Annotated in this window: 19 protein-coding genes and 3 pseudogenes; 10 read left to right on the plus strand and 12 right to left on the minus strand. The window is 36.8% G+C overall.

Annotated elements, in window-relative coordinates; genetic code table 11:
* Nucleotides 1-173: 173 nt before the first annotated feature.
* The 3 genes from ACQKMV_RS07105 to ACQKMV_RS07115 all read right to left on the minus strand — a co-directional run bounded on the left by ACQKMV_RS07105 (nt 174) and on the right by ACQKMV_RS07115 (nt 1,231).
* Entirely contained in the window at nt 174-380 is a 207-nt protein-coding gene (locus ACQKMV_RS07105; RefSeq protein ID WP_427426504.1) for a hypothetical protein, read from the minus strand.
* 22 nt (nt 381-402) lie between these two features.
* The gene (locus ACQKMV_RS07110) at nt 403-990 is read right to left on the minus strand and encodes a peptidylprolyl isomerase (RefSeq protein ID WP_427426503.1); all 588 of its coding nucleotides are present in this window, start codon (nt 988-990) and stop codon (nt 403-405) included.
* A gap of 88 nt (nt 991-1,078) precedes the next feature.
* Nucleotides 1,079-1,231 (minus strand): hypothetical protein, encoded by a 153-nt coding sequence (locus ACQKMV_RS07115; protein ID WP_427503126.1) that lies wholly within the window; start codon nt 1,229-1,231, stop codon nt 1,079-1,081.
* Nucleotides 1,232-1,368: 137 nt separating this feature from the next.
* Here ACQKMV_RS07115 and ACQKMV_RS07120 point away from each other — a divergent pair, with 137 nt between their 5' ends.
* Together ACQKMV_RS07120 and ACQKMV_RS07125 are read left to right on the plus strand one after the other, a co-directional pair.
* On the plus strand, nt 1,369-2,076 hold the full coding sequence (locus ACQKMV_RS07120; RefSeq protein ID WP_427503127.1) for a hypothetical protein: 708 nt from the start codon (nt 1,369-1,371) through the stop codon (nt 2,074-2,076).
* 210 nt (nt 2,077-2,286) lie between these two features.
* Nucleotides 2,287-4,137 carry a transglycosylase domain-containing protein gene (locus tag ACQKMV_RS07125; RefSeq protein ID WP_427503128.1) on the plus strand — a complete coding sequence of 617 codons (1,851 nt, stop codon included), beginning with the start codon at nt 2,287-2,289 and terminating at the stop codon, nt 4,135-4,137.
* 99 nt (nt 4,138-4,236) lie between these two features.
* Here ACQKMV_RS07125 and ACQKMV_RS07130 read toward each other — a convergent pair whose 3' ends face one another.
* The gene (locus ACQKMV_RS07130; RefSeq protein WP_427503129.1) at nt 4,237-4,800 is read right to left on the minus strand and encodes a DUF5366 family protein; all 564 of its coding nucleotides are present in this window, start codon (nt 4,798-4,800) and stop codon (nt 4,237-4,239) included.
* A 154-nt stretch (nt 4,801-4,954) separates the two neighbouring features.
* On the opposite strand from ACQKMV_RS07130, the gene ACQKMV_RS07135 reads away from it, so the two are divergent.
* From ACQKMV_RS07135 to mnhG, 7 genes are read left to right on the plus strand one after another with little or no spacing between them, the layout of a single operon-like run.
* Nucleotides 4,955-7,369, plus strand: coding sequence for a Na+/H+ antiporter subunit A (locus tag ACQKMV_RS07135; protein WP_427503130.1), 2,415 nt, complete (start codon nt 4,955-4,957; stop codon nt 7,367-7,369).
* A complete protein-coding gene (locus tag ACQKMV_RS07140; RefSeq protein ID WP_249075124.1) occupies nt 7,356-7,778 on the plus strand; it encodes a Na(+)/H(+) antiporter subunit B in 423 nt (140 codons plus the stop codon). Before ACQKMV_RS07135 ends, ACQKMV_RS07140 begins: the two co-directional genes overlap by 14 nt.
* Nucleotides 7,778-8,119, plus strand: coding sequence for a Na(+)/H(+) antiporter subunit C (locus tag ACQKMV_RS07145; protein WP_402781018.1), 342 nt, complete (start codon nt 7,778-7,780; stop codon nt 8,117-8,119). The genes ACQKMV_RS07140 and ACQKMV_RS07145 overlap by 1 nt, the downstream gene beginning before the upstream one ends.
* On the plus strand, nt 8,112-9,599 hold the full coding sequence (locus tag ACQKMV_RS07150; protein WP_427503132.1) for a Na+/H+ antiporter subunit D: 1,488 nt from the start codon (nt 8,112-8,114) through the stop codon (nt 9,597-9,599). The genes ACQKMV_RS07145 and ACQKMV_RS07150 overlap by 8 nt, the downstream gene beginning before the upstream one ends.
* A gap of 4 nt (nt 9,600-9,603) precedes the next feature.
* Nucleotides 9,604-10,083 (plus strand): Na+/H+ antiporter subunit E, encoded by a 480-nt coding sequence (locus tag ACQKMV_RS07155; RefSeq protein WP_427426497.1) that lies wholly within the window; start codon nt 9,604-9,606, stop codon nt 10,081-10,083.
* Entirely contained in the window at nt 10,080-10,361 is a 282-nt protein-coding gene (locus ACQKMV_RS07160) for a Na(+)/H(+) antiporter subunit F1 (RefSeq protein ID WP_427426496.1), read from the plus strand. The genes ACQKMV_RS07155 and ACQKMV_RS07160 overlap by 4 nt, the downstream gene beginning before the upstream one ends.
* A complete protein-coding gene (mnhG, locus tag ACQKMV_RS07165) occupies nt 10,345-10,713 on the plus strand; it encodes a monovalent cation/H(+) antiporter subunit G (protein WP_427426495.1) in 369 nt (122 codons plus the stop codon). Before ACQKMV_RS07160 ends, mnhG begins: the two co-directional genes overlap by 17 nt.
* A 45-nt stretch (nt 10,714-10,758) precedes the next feature.
* Here the strand turns inward: mnhG and ACQKMV_RS07170 are convergent, their stop codons facing one another.
* The 6 genes and pseudogenes from ACQKMV_RS07170 to ACQKMV_RS07195 all read right to left on the minus strand — a co-directional run bounded on the left by ACQKMV_RS07170 (nt 10,759) and on the right by ACQKMV_RS07195 (nt 14,648).
* Complete coding sequence (locus tag ACQKMV_RS07170) at nt 10,759-11,229, minus strand: GNAT family N-acetyltransferase (RefSeq protein ID WP_427503134.1); 471 nt, start codon at nt 11,227-11,229, stop codon at nt 10,759-10,761.
* A 175-nt stretch (nt 11,230-11,404) separates the two neighbouring features.
* Nucleotides 11,405-11,998, minus strand: a pseudogene (gene cysC / locus ACQKMV_RS07175) (adenylyl-sulfate kinase).
* Nucleotides 11,995-12,507: pseudogene (gene sat / locus ACQKMV_RS07180) on the minus strand (sulfate adenylyltransferase); the annotation flags it as partial. The pseudogenes sat and cysC, both read right to left, overlap by 4 nt.
* Before the next feature lie 4 nt (nt 12,508-12,511).
* Nucleotides 12,512-12,595: pseudogene (locus ACQKMV_RS07185) on the minus strand (SAM-dependent methyltransferase); the annotation flags it as partial.
* Between the two features lie 288 nt (nt 12,596-12,883).
* Nucleotides 12,884-13,072 (minus strand): uroporphyrin-III methyltransferase, encoded by a 189-nt coding sequence (locus ACQKMV_RS07190; RefSeq protein WP_427503135.1) that lies wholly within the window; start codon nt 13,070-13,072, stop codon nt 12,884-12,886.
* 67 nt (nt 13,073-13,139) lie between these two features.
* Complete coding sequence (locus tag ACQKMV_RS07195; RefSeq protein WP_427503137.1) at nt 13,140-14,648, minus strand: leucyl aminopeptidase; 1,509 nt, start codon at nt 14,646-14,648, stop codon at nt 13,140-13,142.
* A gap of 112 nt (nt 14,649-14,760) precedes the next feature.
* On the opposite strand from ACQKMV_RS07195, the gene ACQKMV_RS07200 reads away from it, so the two are divergent.
* A complete protein-coding gene (locus ACQKMV_RS07200; protein WP_427503138.1) occupies nt 14,761-15,243 on the plus strand; it encodes a divergent PAP2 family protein in 483 nt (160 codons plus the stop codon).
* 314 nt (nt 15,244-15,557) lie between these two features.
* On the opposite strand, the gene ACQKMV_RS07205 is transcribed toward ACQKMV_RS07200, so the two are convergent.
* Nucleotides 15,558-15,887, minus strand: a complete 330-nt coding sequence (locus ACQKMV_RS07205) for a YuiB family protein (RefSeq protein ID WP_427426482.1) — start codon at nt 15,885-15,887, stop codon at nt 15,558-15,560.
* A 448-nt stretch (nt 15,888-16,335) separates the two neighbouring features.
* The gene (locus tag ACQKMV_RS07210; protein WP_427503139.1) at nt 16,336-16,833 is read right to left on the minus strand and encodes an NUDIX hydrolase; all 498 of its coding nucleotides are present in this window, start codon (nt 16,831-16,833) and stop codon (nt 16,336-16,338) included.
* Nucleotides 16,834-16,871 lie beyond the last annotated feature (38 nt).

Here is a 16,871-nt window from a genome sequence, read left to right on the forward strand (position 1 = left end):
GAGATATCCTTTTTTGTTTAGAAATATATCTCATAAGAAGATTAAGCATCTAGAGTATGGTGCGAAGACAAATAATACATGAGTTGATTTAGCATAAGATTAATGAGAAATTATGATGCCTCGCAGTCATTAACGGCTGCGAGGCATCTGGCTTCCCATGAAAAGCGGGTTTTTTATAGCTGATTGTTTGTATTATTTTTCTCTGAAAGAATACGTGCTTCGAGTTCCTTTGATTTCATTTCTTGTTTCTTAGAAATCTTACGGAAAACGGTAAATACAACAATACATAAAATAAGCATGATTAAAAATTCAAAAGCTGCTGGAATATAGCCTGATTTATCTTCAGGGAAATATAAAAATTGATACATTAAATGTTCCATGTTTTACACGTCCTTACAATTATTATTCAAAAACTGTAATTGACTCGATTTTCACATCTTCTAATGGTTTATCACGGAAGTCTTTTTCTACTTCTGCAATTTTGTCGATAATGTCCATTCCTTCAACAACATGACCAAATACTGTGTGTTTATGGTCTAACCAAGGAGTACCACCATTTTGAGCATATGCTTCAATAATTTCTTCTGGGAAGCCAGCACCTTGTAATTGGCGAAGCATATCACTTGGAAGGTGCTTCATTTGTACGATAAAGAATTGTGAACCATTAGTGTTTGGACCCGCATTTGCCATTGAAAGGGCACCGCGCAGGTTAAATACATTATCAGAGAACTCATCCTCGAAAGAGTTACCCCAAATTGATTCACCGCCCATACCTGTACCAGTTGGGTCACCACCTTGAATCATAAAGTCTTGGATAACACGGTGGAAAATGATCCCGTCATAGTATCCTGATTTCGCATGGCCTAAGAAGTTTTCAACAGTTTTTGGTGCATGCTCTGGGAATAATTTAATTTTGATGGCACCTAATGTTGTTTTCATTTCTACAAGTACTTCGCCTTCTAGTACTTCTGTTGTTAATTGTGGAAACATTGAAGTCTCTCCTTTAAATGTAAAATTTCAGTTTCAATGAAAATGATAGTACTATCATTTCTGACCTCATTTTAGTCTAACATACTTCTTAACGGTTTTCTTCACCAAAGTATTGACGATTTTTTGCACTTTTAATTTTTTTGCTTATACCGTGGGGTTGATTTCCGTTCTGGCTGGATGCTTTGTTGGTCACGAAGGAGTTATCACAGTACTGTTCTTCGGTTAAGAAATATTCTTTCATAGTAACCCCCTTAGTATATTTTTTATGATTGCTCATATATTACTTTGATTGATCATAAATTGGAAAATATCGGAATAAAAAGATGGAGTGCAAAAGAGGATTATATGAATATTAATAAAAAAAATGGAGGGATTAAAATGAAATTTATACAAAAAATAAGTGTAATCGGACTGTCGGTATGTATGTTGAGTATCGTTTTTTCATCTACCAGCATGGCAACAAAAATCGTTACAGAAGAGCACCTGAATTCAGTCAATAATAAAAATAAACAAGAAGTTCCTGATTACAAAAACGACTCCGCCAAAATATTAGCCCAAGAAACAAAAACGGTACTCATTAAAACAGTAAAAGAAGACAAATCATTATTAGAGCAAAAAACAAAAGACTTTGAAGAAAAAATGAAGATGGAACAAATAGCCTTTATTGAAGAGGGATTGAAAAAAGCAACAACGCTTCAAGATGTAGAAAAAGTAAAAAGTGAAGCAGCCAACTTATTAAAAAAAGAAAAAGAATTGTTTAAAGCGGAAAGTGAAAAATATGTAAAAACAAAGATTGATATGGAAAAAGTGAACTTAGCGATGATTTCAAGTTCATATAAGACGGTTAAAGATGACTTTTTCACCTTTAACAAACACAGATTCTATTACTATGATGTAGATAAAAATGAATTTGTTCCAAACGATAAAGTAAATAAAACAGAAGAAGTAAAAGAATTTGAAAAAAAACATAAAGAAGATACAAAAGTAAAAGATAATCCAATCAACACCTTAATCCTGTTTATTCTCCTTGGATTGTTATGTATAATTCCTCTTTTCATAAGTAAAAGTCAAAAAAACAAAGCGTAAGCTATTTTGATGCTATTAGCCTTCGTTCCTCTATCGCTAATCCTCAACGAGTTTCACATCAACCTATATATGGCATACGATTTAACAAACGTCATCTCCAACTTCATAGCAAAATTATTTGATAAATACAAATAGGTCGGAACGCGTATTTGGAAACTATCCAAATTATGTTATTCTGTTGAGTGACTCATATTTAGAGTGGAGGCACACATGAAAAAGGCTTTTGGTTTTTTTATCATTTTACTATCCTTACCTGTCCTTTGGTGGATTACTACAAACATTAGGACAGAAATAAATGCGGCACAAGTGCATGAGGAGCAAATTGCTAGCGCTATTCATTTACCGGAAGTACAGCCACAGCTTCCAATAACACTTATAGATCGAAACGGCAGTACATTTAGCGAGGAATATGTCGAATGGCGGCAACCTCTAACATTACAGGAAATCCCAAAAATTGCCCAGGAAATTTTCATCTCAAGTGAGGACGCTCATTTTTATGACCATATCGGCTTTGACTTTAGTGCTATCGTCCGTGCAGTTGTTGCTAACTCAAACTCAAATTCAGCTTCTCAAGGTGCTAGCACTATTACACAGCAGCTAGTTCGTATGCGTTATTTATCAGACGAAAAAACATATGAACGAAAATTAACAGAGATTTTTTACTCCTATGAGCTTGAGAAAGAATTTGATAAAGACGAGATTTTAACGATGTATCTAAATGAAGCCTATTTTAGCAATCAAGTTTATGGAATTGGTGGAGCAGCTACATATTATTTTCAAAAACCTCTCAAAGAATTATCTATAGCTGAAATTGCATTTATTGCTGCCATTCCAAATAACCCATCACTGTATAATCCTTTAAAAAACTTTGACAAAACAAAGGCGAGACAGGAACGGTTATTAGATACACTCACAGCGAGTGGCGCTATAACAAAAGAAGAAGCTATTACATATAAAGCCGAAACTATAACATTAAATGTAAAGAATAAAGCTCAAAGCTACCCTATGTACAGCACTTACGTCCTGCAAGAGCTTAGATGGTTAGTTGCAGAAAAAGAAGGCTATTCAGATCGTCTTGCAAACACACAAAGTGAGGAAGAAAAGAAAAAAATCAAAGCGCAGTTAGACAATCGACTCAATACGTTATTCCAAAATGGATTAACGATTTATACCGCGCTTAATCCAGACAAACAAGCACATGATGAGGGAAAAATGACTGCAATTCTAGGCTCAGGTAAATTACAAGCAGCTGGAGCAGTTATTGACAATAAAAACCGTGAAGTGGTTAGTCTTTATGCTGGGAAAAACTATGAAAAGTTTGGTTATCATCGTGCCTTTCAAGGTACTCGTCAGCCAGGCTCTGCTTTTAAGCCACTAGCGGTATATGCTCCTTTCTTTGAAACTACAGCACACACACCTGATTCTATAGTTAGTGGTGGCAGTTATTGTGTCGGTTCATTTTGTCCGCAAAACTATGGAGGCTTTAAATACGGTGATGTACCAATTCGAGTAGCATTTCAATATAGCTACAATACATCGGCTCTCCGTCTCTTTAACACAGTCGGAATTGAAACGGCCTTTAGTTACTTAGATCGCTTTCACTTCCGCTCTATCGTAGCAAAAGACCATAATTATGCTGCCTCTTTGGGAGGATTAACATATGGTGTTACAGCACTTGAGCTAGCAGACGCCTATACAAGCTTTATAGACGGCTCATATGTACTCGCTCATAGCATTCGTAAAGTGACAACAGCTGATGGAACGGAACTTTACAGTTGGAATTCAGAACGCGATCAAATTTGGTCACCAAAAACTGTTAAGTATATGCGTTCGATGCTTGCAGATGTTGTTACTAAAGGTACAGGACAAGGCGTTTATAGTAAAAGTAACTATGTCGGTGCCAAAACGGGAACAACTAACAACTATCGTGACTACTGGCTCGCTGGATTAAATAATGAATACACTGCAGCAGTATGGCTTGGCTATGATAAGCCACAATCTATGGAGAGTTTAGAAGCGTATAAGATTCATCACAAGCTATTTAATGTTTTACTGGAATAAAGTTAAAAGAAGCAGCCCTGAGTGGAATTCATCACTCTAGGCTGCTCTTTTCATTATTAACTATGTAATTTAATAAATGTTTAGTGTAAACCGAGGCATTTAATGAGCAAACGGTAAGCTTGCCAAGATACCATTATACAATTTTAAAACTACATAAACTAATAGCGCTAATAGTATTGTCCACATAAAAAGCTCAAATACTAGTAAGCCAATCGTTCCACCCATCGACATAAATTGACTCATTTTATAGATAAGGTAAATAAAATAGATAAAAACAGTTAAGACAAAAATACCTACTAAAACGTAAATAAATTGAATAGCAAAGGCTGAACATATTGCGCCAACTAATAAAATGACATATCCGCCTCGTGCTTGATTAACTGTCGCACCATCATTATCCTTTGAGAAAAATAACATTCCTAGCTCATGAATAGTTTCCCCTACTAATTTTAATGCTGAAAATAGCATAAAGAAGATCACAGCAAAGACAATTAGCAAAAAAACACGTAGCTCGAAATCGGATAAAAACTCACGCATGCCGGAATAAACACCAATTGCATGAAAAACTTGCAACGATTCACTTACTGCATACATCCCAAATGTCAAACTAAATAATAAAATTGTAATTAATGGTAGATAACCATAAATATAAGGGTTCCTCATAAAAAATTTTTTCCTCTGTTTTTATTGATAACTTCCTATTTATAATATAGCCAAAATTCCTCCACTATCGCAAGCTAAATCCTATGAGTACATATGCACTCATACAAAAAGTACGTTATAATTAACATACTTACCTGCATAAAGGAGGATTTTTTTGTTACAAGTACTTTATATTTTCATTCCAATGCTTGCCGCAATATTTGTGCCATTTCTATATAAAAGCATTAAAAATATTCACACAGGCTGGTTTGTTCTTGCAGTACCTGCTACACTCGCGATTATTTACGCAACTTACATCGCCAAAGTAGCAGATGGTAAAGTATTTCTTCAAGAGCTTCCTTGGATTCCATCGCTTGATATTTCCATCGTATCTTATTTAGACGGACTTAGCTTGCTATTCTCATTACTGATTACTGGAATTGGCTCATTGGTCGTACTTTACTCTATTTTTTATTTAGACAAACATAAAGAAAAATTACATAATTTTTATGTTTACTTATTATTATTTATGACCGCAATGCTAGGAGTAGTACAGTCAGATCATTTAATTACACTATACTTCTTTTGGGAGTTAACATCTATTTCATCATTTTTACTTATCGGCTACTGGTATAACCGTGATGCCTCTCGCTTTGGGGCACTTAAGTCAATGATGATTACAGTCGGTGGCGGCTTAATGATGTTAGGAGGATTTATCCTTCTTTATATAATGGGAGGAACGTATTCGATCCGTGAACTTATTGTAATGGCACCTGATTTAGTACAGAATCCGCTGTTCACTTGGTCGCTCGTTTTAATACTTCTAGGAGCATTTACGAAATCTGCACAATTCCCATTCTACATTTGGCTACCAGATGCAATGGAAGCGCCAACACCAGTTAGTGCATACCTTCACTCTGCAACAATGGTAAAAGCAGGTATTTATTTAGTTGCACGTTTTACACCAATTTTCGCTGTTTCTGAGCTTTGGGTATGGCTCGTTACTGGCGTAGGTATCGTAACGCTATTCTGGGGTTCATTCTTTGCAGTGAAGCAAACAGATTTAAAAGGAATTCTTGCTTTCTCTACAGTCAGTCAACTTGGACTTATTATGTCATTACTCGGCGCTAGTGCCTTAGCATTTCATAGCAACGGAGCAACAGATACTATTAAATTTGCTGCTTTCGCGGCAATCTTCCACCTTATTAACCATGCAACGTTTAAAGGAAGCCTTTTCATGATTGCAGGTATTGTCGATCATGAAACAGGTACACGTGATATTCGTAAACTCGGTGGCTTAATGAGTGTTATGCCGCTTAGCTTTACAGTCGCGGCTATCGGAAGCTTATCAATGGCAGGTCTACCACCATTTAACGGCTTCTTAAGTAAGGAAATGTTTTTAACTGCCATGCTTGCACTACAAAATTTTGAATTTTTCGGCTTTGATACATGGGGAGCTCTCTTCCCGATTATTGCTTGGATTGCTAGTATTTTCACATTTATCTATAGCTTCTATTTTGTTTTCAGAACATTTACTGGTAAATATACACCAGAAAAATTACCTCATAAACCACATGAGGCACCGATCGGCATGCTAATTTCGCCGATGATTTTAGCAGCATTAGTCGTAACAATATTCTTTATTCCGAACCTAGTTGGGGATACTTTTGTAAAGCCAGCAGTACAAGCTATTCAGCCATTCTTATATGATTCACCAAAGGATATTGATATTCATGTGGCAGCTTGGCATGGTGAAATTACACCTGAACTACTCATGACTTTTGGCATAGTAATTGTTGGGGTTCTATTGTTTGTAGCATTACCGAAATGGCAGGGCATTTATCAAAAATTCCCACGAGCGTTAACATTAAATAATGCATACGACAAGATTATGCTCGGTCTTGATGTTGGGTTAAATCGCGTATCACGCCTTTATATGACGGGCTCTATGCGTCACTACCTGCTGTATATGTTTAGTAGCATTGCAGCAATTGTAATAGGTTCTTTATTTGTGAAGAATGCCTTTACTGTCTCCTTCGAAGACACTGCACCTATTCATCTTTACGAAATCATTTTAGTTTTGGTGCTAGTTATTGGAACATCCATTACAATTTTGGCAAAGTCACGTTTAACAGCCATTATAGGTCTTGGTGCTGTGGGCTACACAGTGGCATTATTCTTCGTTATTTTTAATGCTCCTGATTTAGCATTAACACAGCTTGTCATTGAAACGATTTCTGTTGCGCTATTTTTACTAGCGTTCTATCATCTGCCTAAGCTCGGAAAACGAGAAGAGCGCATGAGATTCCAATTAAATCGCGCAATTGTTTCAATTGCAGTCGGTGTTATGGTCACTCTTGTAGCGCTATCTGCACAATCACAAAAATTGATTCCATCTATTTCGAAGTATTACGAGGAAACAGTTCATTCAAAAGCCGGCGGTGGAAACATTGTCAATGTTATCTTAGTAGACTATCGTGGCTTTGATACATTATTTGAAATTACAGTGTTAGCTATTGCTGGGATGGCCATTTTAGCAATGATAAAGCTACGCATGAATAGAAAGGAGAAAACTCATGAAAACAAATGATGTAATTATACAATTTACAGCAAAAATTGTATTCTTCATTATTTTCTTCTTCTCCATTCATATTTTCCTTGCTGGTCATTACACACCAGGAGGGGGCTTCGTTGGGGGACTTTTAACATCGAGTGCTATCGTGCTCTTAGTCCTTGCTTTTGATTTAAATACGGTTCGTAAGGTTTTACCAATAAATTATACGTATTTAACTGCAATTGGCTTACTACTAGCACTTGCAACAGCCGCTTTCCCAATGTTTGTAGGGAAACCGTTTTTTACACATTTCTTTGATTATTTCGATTTACCGCTTCTAGGCAAACAGTCATTACACACGGCTATGCTTTTTGATAGCGGTGTCTATCTGGTTGTTGTCGGCGTTACGATGACCATTATTCAAACGATTGGGGAGGATGAATAATGGAAATAATTATGGCGTTTGTCATTGGCTTTTTGTTTATGGCAGCGATTTATTTAATCTTATCTAAAAGCTTATTGCGCATTATTATCGGGACAGGGCTTTTAAGTCATGGAGCCCATCTTCTCATTTTAACGATGGGCGGGCTCGGTGGAGAAGCACCACCTGTATTAAAAGAAGGGGCAAAAACTTTTGCAGACCCATTACCACAGGCGCTTATTTTAACAGCCATTGTTATTAGCTTTGGGGTAACAGCTTTCTTCCTTGTACTTGCTTACCGTTCTTATCAGGAGCTCGAGACAGATGATATAAGCTTAATGAGAGGAAGTGATGAGGATGAATAACTTCCTTCTACTGCCAATTATCATTCCGTTTTTCTTCGGCATGATTTTAATGTTTGGGCAAAAAAATTTAAAATACCAGCGTTCATTCGCATTACTTGGTATAGGGCTCGCACTTATATCGGCCATTTCACTGCTTATAAAAGTGAAAAATGATGGTATTCAAAAGGTGACGTTCGGTGATTGGCCTGTGCCGTATGGCATTACGATGGTTTCTGATATGGTGTCCGCACTGCTTGTCACAACAACGTTGCTTATCACCCTCTTTGTTGTTTGGTATGGCTTCGGTTCTATCACAAAGGAGCGTGAACGCTTCTTCTATTATCCTGGCATCATGTTTATTTTAACTGGGGTTAACGGTGCATTTACGACAGGCGATATTTTTAACCTTTTCGTGTTCTTCGAGGTATTGTTAATGGCCTCTTATTTGCTCATCGTTCTTGGGGGCGAAAAAGGACAGCTTAAAGGTTCCATTAAATATATTTTAATTAATGTTATATCATCTGCATTATTTGTTATTACAGTCGCCTTCCTTTATTCGGTAGTAGGTACATTAAACATGGCAGATATTGCAGTAAAAATTGCTGACATCAATCAACCAGGAATTGTTACTGTTATAGCTGTTCTATTTTTAATGGTATTTGGGTTAAAAGCGGCTATTTTCCCGTTATACTTCTGGCTTCCAACTTCTTATGCGGCAGCACCTATACCAGTGCTAACGCTATTTGGTGCACTACTAACAAAGGTTGGCATTTACGCAATTACTCGAACATATACACTGTTCTTTGTTCATGATTTATCGTATACACATGATTTACTAATGGCATTAGCAGTTGCAACAATTATTGCTGGCTGTATTGGTGCACTTGCCTACCATGATGTTAAGCTCATCATTATATATAATATTGTCATTGCTGTAGGTGTTATTTTATTCGGCGTATCTCAAATGAATGAAATCGCCCTAAAAGGTGCAATGTTCTATTTAATTCATGACATGCTTATTAAAGCAGCGCTCTTTATGTTGATCGGTATAATCATCTACATTACTGGCACATCTGATTTACGAAAAATGGGCGGTCTCATGAAGAAATATCCTGCTCTTGGTTGGTTCTATTTAATTGCAGCATTTGGTTTAGCAGGGATTCCCCCACTTAGTGGCTTCGTTGGAAAGCTCTTGATTGTACAGGGAGGTTTTGAAGCAGGTAGTAAATGGAGCAGTATTTTTATTTTAGCTTCGTCACTTCTCGTTTTATTGTCTGTTATTCGTATTTTCCTTTATGCCTTTTGGGGTGAAGAAAAAGAAACAACGGGTACTGTCGATAAAAAAGTCTACTATACACTATTTGTGCCTACTGTTCTTCTAGTGCTCATTACTGTAGCGTATGGTGTAGGCTCTGAATGGATTACTCCATTTATGGACGATGCGGCAAAACTATTAAGTGATCCATCTATTTATATAGATGCTGTAATGAAGGGGGATTAGAAATATGGCATTTCAAATTGTTTTAAATTTTGTACTTGCCTTTGTTTGGATGTTCCTTTCTTCTAATTACACAGCAACAGGCTTTATCGTTGGGTTCATTCTCGGTATTATATTGCTCATTATTATGCGTAGATTTTTTGCTAGCCGTCTTTACGTCTACCGTATATGGGCAATCATTAAACTGACTTTTCTCTTTTTAAAGGAGTTAGTGTTAGCGAATATACAAGTCCTTCAAGTGGTCTTAAAGCCTAAGTTGGATATGCAGCCTGCATTCTTTGCCTATCCGACTGTTTTAACACAAGAATGGGAAATTACTTTATTATCAAGTCTCATTACGTTAACACCTGGTACTATAGTAGTGCATGTATCAGATGATGCAAAAACTTTGTATGTACACGCTATTGATATTAGTGATGTCGATGAAGCAATTACAGCAATTCGAGATTCATTTGAAAAAGCGATTTTGGAGGTGAGTAAATCATGACAACGTTTATTATTACTTCGATTGTAGTGATTTGCTTATCAATGATTGCAGTCATTTATCGAATGGTTAAAGGACCTTCTGCATCCGACCGTGTGGTAGCATTGGATTCATTGGGTGTATCAGTAATCTCGCTAATTGGACTGTTTTCCGTATTGGTTGAAACAAGCTTCTTCCTGGAGATTATATTATTGTTAGCGATTTTATCGTTTATCGGTACTGTTGCTTTCTCTAAATTTATAGAGAAAGGAGATATCCTTAAACGTGACAATTCTCGCTAATAGTTTAGTTATCTTTTTCATTTCTGTAGGGGTGCTTTTTATTGTCGTGACAGCCATTGGTCTTGTCCGTTTACCTGATTTGTACACACGTGCTCACGCTGCTTCAAAAAGTGCAACACTCGGTGTTATGTGTGTACTCATTGGTGTATTCTTTTACTTTTGGCTTATTGAAGATCACTTTAATCCCCGTATTTTGCTTGGTATATTGTTCCTGTTCATTACAGGTCCTGTTGGAGGGCATATTATGACTCGCTCTTCATACATCGCTGGCGTAAAACCTTGGAAAGGTACAGTACACGATGAGCTTGAACCTGAAATTGATCGGATGAAGAAGGAACAAGGCATTAAATAACTTTTCAAAAAGAGTGGCCAATGAATAAACTTCATTGGCCACTTTTTAATTGTTTGATAGCATAAAAAATTCTTTTTCTAAACCAATGCCTTCCCAAAAGTTTAATGCTAAGTCATTTTCTAAATCTACATAAACATTTACTACTGAAGTACCATGCTCATCATTAAACCAAGTCACTAAATCAGCTACTAAACGTTTAGCAACCTTCTGTCTTCTGTATACTGGTACTACATAAACTTCGTCTATTTGACCATAGTTCATATCGTAAATAAAATCCCTTTTAATCGAAGCCATTCCAAAACCAATCATTTCATTATTTTCATTCGTTGCTATATAAATGGCCCCATATTTTGATTGAATATATTGTTCTAACTGTTCTTGAATTCCCTTCCTTTCACTCTCCTCTAATTCACAATCTGCCGTTTCTATGGCATTTTCATTCCAAAGTTCCAATATTTCATTTAATAATTTCTGGTTTACTACATCCTCGGTTAATAGTTGAATATGTATACTCATTTCTTTCATCTCCTATAACGTTTGATGATTTAATCATCTCAAAATATTTAGTAACTTTCTATAAAAATAGATTAATTTTCCATCAAAAAAACTGCCTCCTCGAAAGTAAGCAGATTCTTTATGAAAGCAAATTTATTAAATATATGCTCATCACGATAACGTGTGGTTGATAAGCCTAAATATATCCTTTTGAAGTTAATATGTCTGTGAGCTGATCTACGCATTCTTCGATAGAATGGAGTTCTGTGTCTAAAATAATTTCCGGATTTTCCGGTTCTTCACAGGGTGCACTAATCCCTGTAAAGTTTGGAATTTCCGCATTACGAGCTTTTTTATAAAGACCTTTTGGATCACGCTTTTCACACGTTTCAACGGAACACTTCACATAGACCTCTAAAAATTCTCCAGCTTCCACAAGCTCACGGACAACTTGACGATCTTCTCGGTAAGGTGAAATAAAGGCCGTCAAAACAATTTGACCACTTTCCACGAAAAGCTTAGAAACCTCTCCAATACGCCGTATATTTTCCTAACTGCTTGCTTCGTCGAATCCTAAATCCTTATTTAAGCCATGCCGAACATTATCACCATCTAAGACAAATGCTTGATTGCCGCGTTCAAAAAGTCGACGTGCGAAGGCATTCGCTACAGAAGATTTTCCTGATGCTGATAAACCGGTGAACCATAATATAAAGCTTTGATGTTTGTTTTGTTTACGACGCTCCCTTTTCGTAATGGACGCTTCATGCCAAACGATGTTTGAACTCACTTTAAAACCTCCTTACGCATTCCTTTAATCAGAACGTCCACAACTTCTTTACGACTAAATGTACTTGGAGGCACTTCACCATTACGTAACATTTCACGAACCTTAGTACCCGATAAAATGACATGCGCCGAGCTATCATGTGGACAAGTTTTTGTCGTAGCCGTTCCCTCACATTTGTTGCAATAGAAGCTATGCTCAAATTTTAACGGAACAATCCCTAATTCATCTTCAGAAAATTGTTCAAAGATTTTTTGTGCATCATACGTGCCATAGTAATCACCAACACCCGCATGGTCACGCCCAACGATAAAGTGCGTACAGCCATAGTTTTTTCGTACAAGTGCATGGAAAATGGCTTCCTTTGGTCCTGCATAACGCATTGCGACTGGAAACACACCTAATTGCACGCGATTTTCAGGATAATAGTTTTTTAGTAAAACTTCGTAACTTTGCATGCGAATAGTGGTAGAAACATCGTCTGATTTCGTTTCCCCAACAAGCGGGTTTAATAATCGCACATTCTATACACCGTAATCCTTTTACTGTGATTAGATCAACATCGCCAGGCCCAGCACCCACTATAAAAACTTTCCCCATTTGATTTCACTCCCTTTCGTCTTTCCCTATAGATACAAAAAGGACTCAAATTATCCATAGGCAGAACAATGCCTGTGAATAATAAGAGCCTCTAGTTTGCTAGTCAGCTACGTATTTAATTATTAGTAATACAATAAGAATAATAAATAATTTAGTATATTCTGTCAACACTTTATTTAATGCCTCGAATGTGATATTTATTTAATTTAACTAAAGAAAAAACCAGGTGTCGTTATTATTGCCGACAACTGGTTTTATATTTTCATTGAAATCTATGTCTTATTTGAATTAATATGGTCTAAAATGGTGTCTAAATGGTGGACCAGGTCGGTAAAATGGCGGAAATGGACGATAGAACGGCGGATAAAATGGATATGGGCTAAACTGTGATCCAAGAAAACTTCCTAAAAATCCACCCAAAAATGGTCCACCGATTGGCCAAAAACCTCCTCCTGGATAACCTCCGAAGAATGTCATAAGCTTCCTCCCTTTTTTACTCTATCGTATGTAGGAGGATGCATATATCACATGTCTATCGCCTATTCTACTTTTCTTCTCCTAAACGTTGCACAAAGTTTGCTAGTGTACGTACCATTACACCTGTACCACCTTTTGGGCCTAAGTCATGTATAGCAATAGCATCTGACGTTCCTGCAATATCTAAGTGAATCCATGGTGTATCACCAACAAACTCACCAACAAAGCCTCCTCCAAAAATCATGTGTCCATCACGACCAGGAGAGTTATTTAAATCAGCGACATCTGATTTACGAATTCGTTTTTTATCACTTTCTGTTAAAGGCATCCGCCATACAAATTCATCAGTCTCCTGTGTAGCTTCCATAAAAGCAGCAAAGAATTCATCGTCATTAGAAAGTGCTCCTGTTTTATCCATACCAAGTGCTGTAATCACTCCACCTGTTAACGTTGCAACATCAATCAGGGAAGTAGCTCCTTGTTGTTTAGCATATGTAGTAGCGTCTGCTAATACTAAACGTCCTTCGGCATCGGTATTTAAAATTTCTACCGTCTTACCACTATATGTCGTAATGACATCATCCGGTTTAAATGCTATTTCAGATACCATATTATCAGTGGAACCAATAACCGCTACGACATTTTTATTAGGACGTAATTCACCGATGATTTTCATGGCACCTAGCACTGCGGCCGCACCGCCCATATCGCCTTTCATGCCTACCATTGAATCTTTTGGCTTTAAGGAATAGCCACCAGTATCATACGTAACACCTTTACCGACAAGGCCAATTGGATCGGCAAAATCTTCAGTCGCTTTATATTTTAATGTTATTAAACGAGGTTCTTCATGGGAGCCTTGATTGACACATAAAATACCACCCATACCGAGCTCCTCTAGTTGTGCTTTATCTAAAATTTCAACTTCAAAATCGTACTCGACTGCAAGGGACTCTGCATAATTAGCTAAGTCTGTCGCTGTCAGTAAGTTTGGTGGTAAATTAATTAAGCTACGTGCTTCATTTACTGCATCTGCATAAATAGCGCCAACTTCAAAGCTTGCCACCACTTCATCTAAATCATCAGCAGTAGTCACAAGATGAACAGTGTCAACACGTTTCTCTACTTCATTTGATGTTGTTTTATAATGAGGAATTGAATAATAACCAAGACCTGTTCCTTCTCCAGCTAAAAATGCAACATCTGTTACAGTAATCGACTCTGTCGTAAACGATTCAAGCCAAATTGAATATTCTTTAACTTTTAAGGATTTTAGTTCCTTGCCAAGCAATCCAAATGCTGCACGAACATCGCTTTCTGTTAGGTTTTTACGCTCATCTAAACCAACAAATAAAATGCGTTTAAGATTAGCATGGTCCTTCAAGAATGGTAATTTCGTAATTTTTTTTAGCTCGGTAGATACATCCCCAGCACTAATCCAAGCATCAATGGATTCTCCATAAAATGATGAAAAGCTTGCCCAATCTTGCATTTGCTCACGATGTTTAGTGACTCCTACTACTAACACCTCAGTAGAAATCGTTTCAAATGTTTTTGCTTCTTTTACAATATGCATGTATATTCCTCCATTCAATATTTATTATACCTAAATTTCAGAAAACGCGTAATATTTGGCTTTTAGAAAATAATGAATGTTATAATAAAAACAATTATTAGTGAAGGTTGTGATGATTATGAGTTTACTTCAAAATACCCCTTTACTCGTTGCCCTTTTTTCAGTTCTCTTTGCGCAGTTTATAAAAATTCCCATTCATTTTTTAATGACAAGAAAGATTAACTGGGGATTATTTACTTCCACCGGGGGTATGCCTAGTTCACACTCCGCTTCCGTAACAGGACTAACAACCTCTATTGCCTATGAAACAGGATTAGATTCCCCAATTTTTGCTGTAGCCGCTATGTTTTCATTTATCGTCATGTACGATGCAAGTGGTGTACGCTTTCAAGCAGGTCAGCATGCAGCTGTATTAAATCAACTACGTAAAGACTTTCAAACGTTGCTTCATGATTTAAAAAAATGGCCACAAATGGATGGACAGGAGAAAATGGGAGAGCTAAAAACATTGCTAGGCCATAAACGAAGCGAAGTATTTTTTGGGGCATTAACTGGAATTTTTATCGCCATCATCATATACCAATTTATTTTGTGAGAAATAGACACATCCTCATATCGAGGATGTGTTTTTTTATTTATCGGAACACTTTTGAGATTTATCGGAAACATTTCACGTTTTATCGGAAACTTTTGTGATTTTATCGGAAGCTTTTCACGATTTATCGGAAACATTCAAAAAAAAAATCAGCGGATGTTAGAACACCCGCTGAAAGAAGATCAATTATGCCTCGGCATAATTGCGTCCGGAATCGGCTTTGTGCTAGCACAAAGAACTCCTTTCCGATTCCGTGACATCCGCCGGAGGCTTTAACTTCTTTCAGCGGATGACTAAACATCAGCTGAAAGAAGTTAAAACATTCGATATCCACTTTTACGTAAATAAATCATGACAATTCCCGCAACAATTGAACCGGCAAAGCCACCAGATAGGATTGCAATATCTACAAATTGTAGTGCTTGCAACTTATCTAAAAGTGCTGGAAATGCGTAACCTGGTTTGAAAATATAATCTAAAAAGCTTACATCATCGACAATAAAAATAACAACAATTGGATACACTATCGCCATTAACCATGTCATTCGCAAAAGCATATTCAATAAAAATCCAATACCAAAGAACATGACGAAAAATAACAAAATTGAAATAATTAACTGTACTAATGAAACTGGACCATCCATGTATGTATAACCTCCGTTTTCCTCTCATTAGTTTACATGATTACTACAACGCTTTCAATGTACATATCCTTGATTTCGCTTGTTCGTCATATTTTGGGATCTTCACCATAACGTGTGGTTGATTTCCGTTCCAACTGCGCTTTCCTGGAGTCGCCCAGTCGGAACGAAGATCAACTTATCTATGGCATAAATTTTAACAAATGTCATCCACAACTCTTAGTGATGAGCCAATAAAAAACTATTGAAAACTAGTATTCGACTAATTTTCAATAGTTTTTCGCTGTTCGAAATATGCTAATGGGATAAAGCAATTCCTTAACCCCTTGATCCTGAAATAGCATTCCCCGAAAGAGACGCCACCTTGACATTAAAAAGGCAAACACAATGATTAGCCCTACTCGCTCTAACATAAACAAAAATAGTTCCATCATAGGTCTCCTCTATCACTTTATTTCTTAAAGAACAATTTATAAGAGGAATAACCAAAGACATCTCCTGGATTAATACCTTCAATGCCCTTTAATTGGTGCTTTTCAAATTGGTTGGATGCCATTTCCTTTAACATAACTGATGTCATTTCATCCTGTGCGAGCTCCTTTGGATACATCCATTTCGCTTCTAATAATTCATTTTCCTGAATGCAAATCTTCTGCTGCTCATCTTTCATCCGACAATAAAATATCGCCATATTATCACTAATGTCACCACGAATCACACCCGTTCGAAAACCAATTAAGCCTGATACGTAGCAATCAATACCCGTTTCTTCTTGTAATTCGCGAACAACAGCTTCATCTACTGTTTCGCCAGCATTGACAAAACCAGCTGGCAATGACCACCTTCCCTTTAATCCGCTATAAGCCTTTTTGACAACTAGCCATTGACCTAGCTCATTGACAGTAACCCCCGCAACACCTAACCAAACTTTTCCTCTATCTTTTTTCATAATCTTCACCTCTATATCACTATTATAACGGCCAATTT

This window comes from Lysinibacillus sp. NPDC094403, assembly GCF_050278745.1.
Taxonomy (GTDB): Bacteria; Bacillota; Bacilli; order Bacillales_A; family Planococcaceae; genus Lysinibacillus.

What these genes read in the sequence shown, in the direction of transcription:
- ACQKMV_RS07105 (WP_427426504.1), bottom strand. Translation starts at nt 380, where the DNA reads ATGGAACATTTAATGTATCAATTTTTATATTTCCCTGAAGATAAATCA.
- ACQKMV_RS07110 (WP_427426503.1), bottom strand. Translation starts at nt 990, where the DNA reads ATGTTTCCACAATTAACAACAGAAGTACTAGAAGGCGAAGTACTTGTA.
- ACQKMV_RS07115 (WP_427503126.1), bottom strand. Translation starts at nt 1,231, where the DNA reads ATGAAAGAATATTTCTTAACCGAAGAACAGTACTGTGATAACTCCTTC.
- ACQKMV_RS07120 (WP_427503127.1), top strand. Translation starts at nt 1,369, where the DNA reads ATGAAATTTATACAAAAAATAAGTGTAATCGGACTGTCGGTATGTATG.
- ACQKMV_RS07125 (WP_427503128.1), top strand. Translation starts at nt 2,287, where the DNA reads ATGAAAAAGGCTTTTGGTTTTTTTATCATTTTACTATCCTTACCTGTC.
- ACQKMV_RS07130 (WP_427503129.1), bottom strand. Translation starts at nt 4,800, where the DNA reads ATGAGGAACCCTTATATTTATGGTTATCTACCATTAATTACAATTTTA.
- ACQKMV_RS07140 (WP_249075124.1), top strand. Translation starts at nt 7,356, where the DNA reads ATGAAAACAAATGATGTAATTATACAATTTACAGCAAAAATTGTATTC.
- ACQKMV_RS07145 (WP_402781018.1), top strand. Translation starts at nt 7,778, where the DNA reads ATGGAAATAATTATGGCGTTTGTCATTGGCTTTTTGTTTATGGCAGCG.
- ACQKMV_RS07150 (WP_427503132.1), top strand. Translation starts at nt 8,112, where the DNA reads ATGAATAACTTCCTTCTACTGCCAATTATCATTCCGTTTTTCTTCGGC.
- ACQKMV_RS07155 (WP_427426497.1), top strand. Translation starts at nt 9,604, where the DNA reads ATGGCATTTCAAATTGTTTTAAATTTTGTACTTGCCTTTGTTTGGATG.
- ACQKMV_RS07160 (WP_427426496.1), top strand. Translation starts at nt 10,080, where the DNA reads ATGACAACGTTTATTATTACTTCGATTGTAGTGATTTGCTTATCAATG.
- ACQKMV_RS07170 (WP_427503134.1), bottom strand. Translation starts at nt 11,229, where the DNA reads ATGAGTATACATATTCAACTATTAACCGAGGATGTAGTAAACCAGAAA.
- ACQKMV_RS07190 (WP_427503135.1), bottom strand. Translation starts at nt 13,072, where the DNA reads ATGACATTCTTCGGAGGTTATCCAGGAGGAGGTTTTTGGCCAATCGGT.
- ACQKMV_RS07195 (WP_427503137.1), bottom strand. Translation starts at nt 14,648, where the DNA reads ATGCATATTGTAAAAGAAGCAAAAACATTTGAAACGATTTCTACTGAG.
- ACQKMV_RS07200 (WP_427503138.1), top strand. Translation starts at nt 14,761, where the DNA reads ATGATTATGAGTTTACTTCAAAATACCCCTTTACTCGTTGCCCTTTTT.
- ACQKMV_RS07205 (WP_427426482.1), bottom strand. Translation starts at nt 15,887, where the DNA reads ATGGATGGTCCAGTTTCATTAGTACAGTTAATTATTTCAATTTTGTTA.
- ACQKMV_RS07210 (WP_427503139.1), bottom strand. Translation starts at nt 16,833, where the DNA reads ATGAAAAAAGATAGAGGAAAAGTTTGGTTAGGTGTTGCGGGGGTTACT.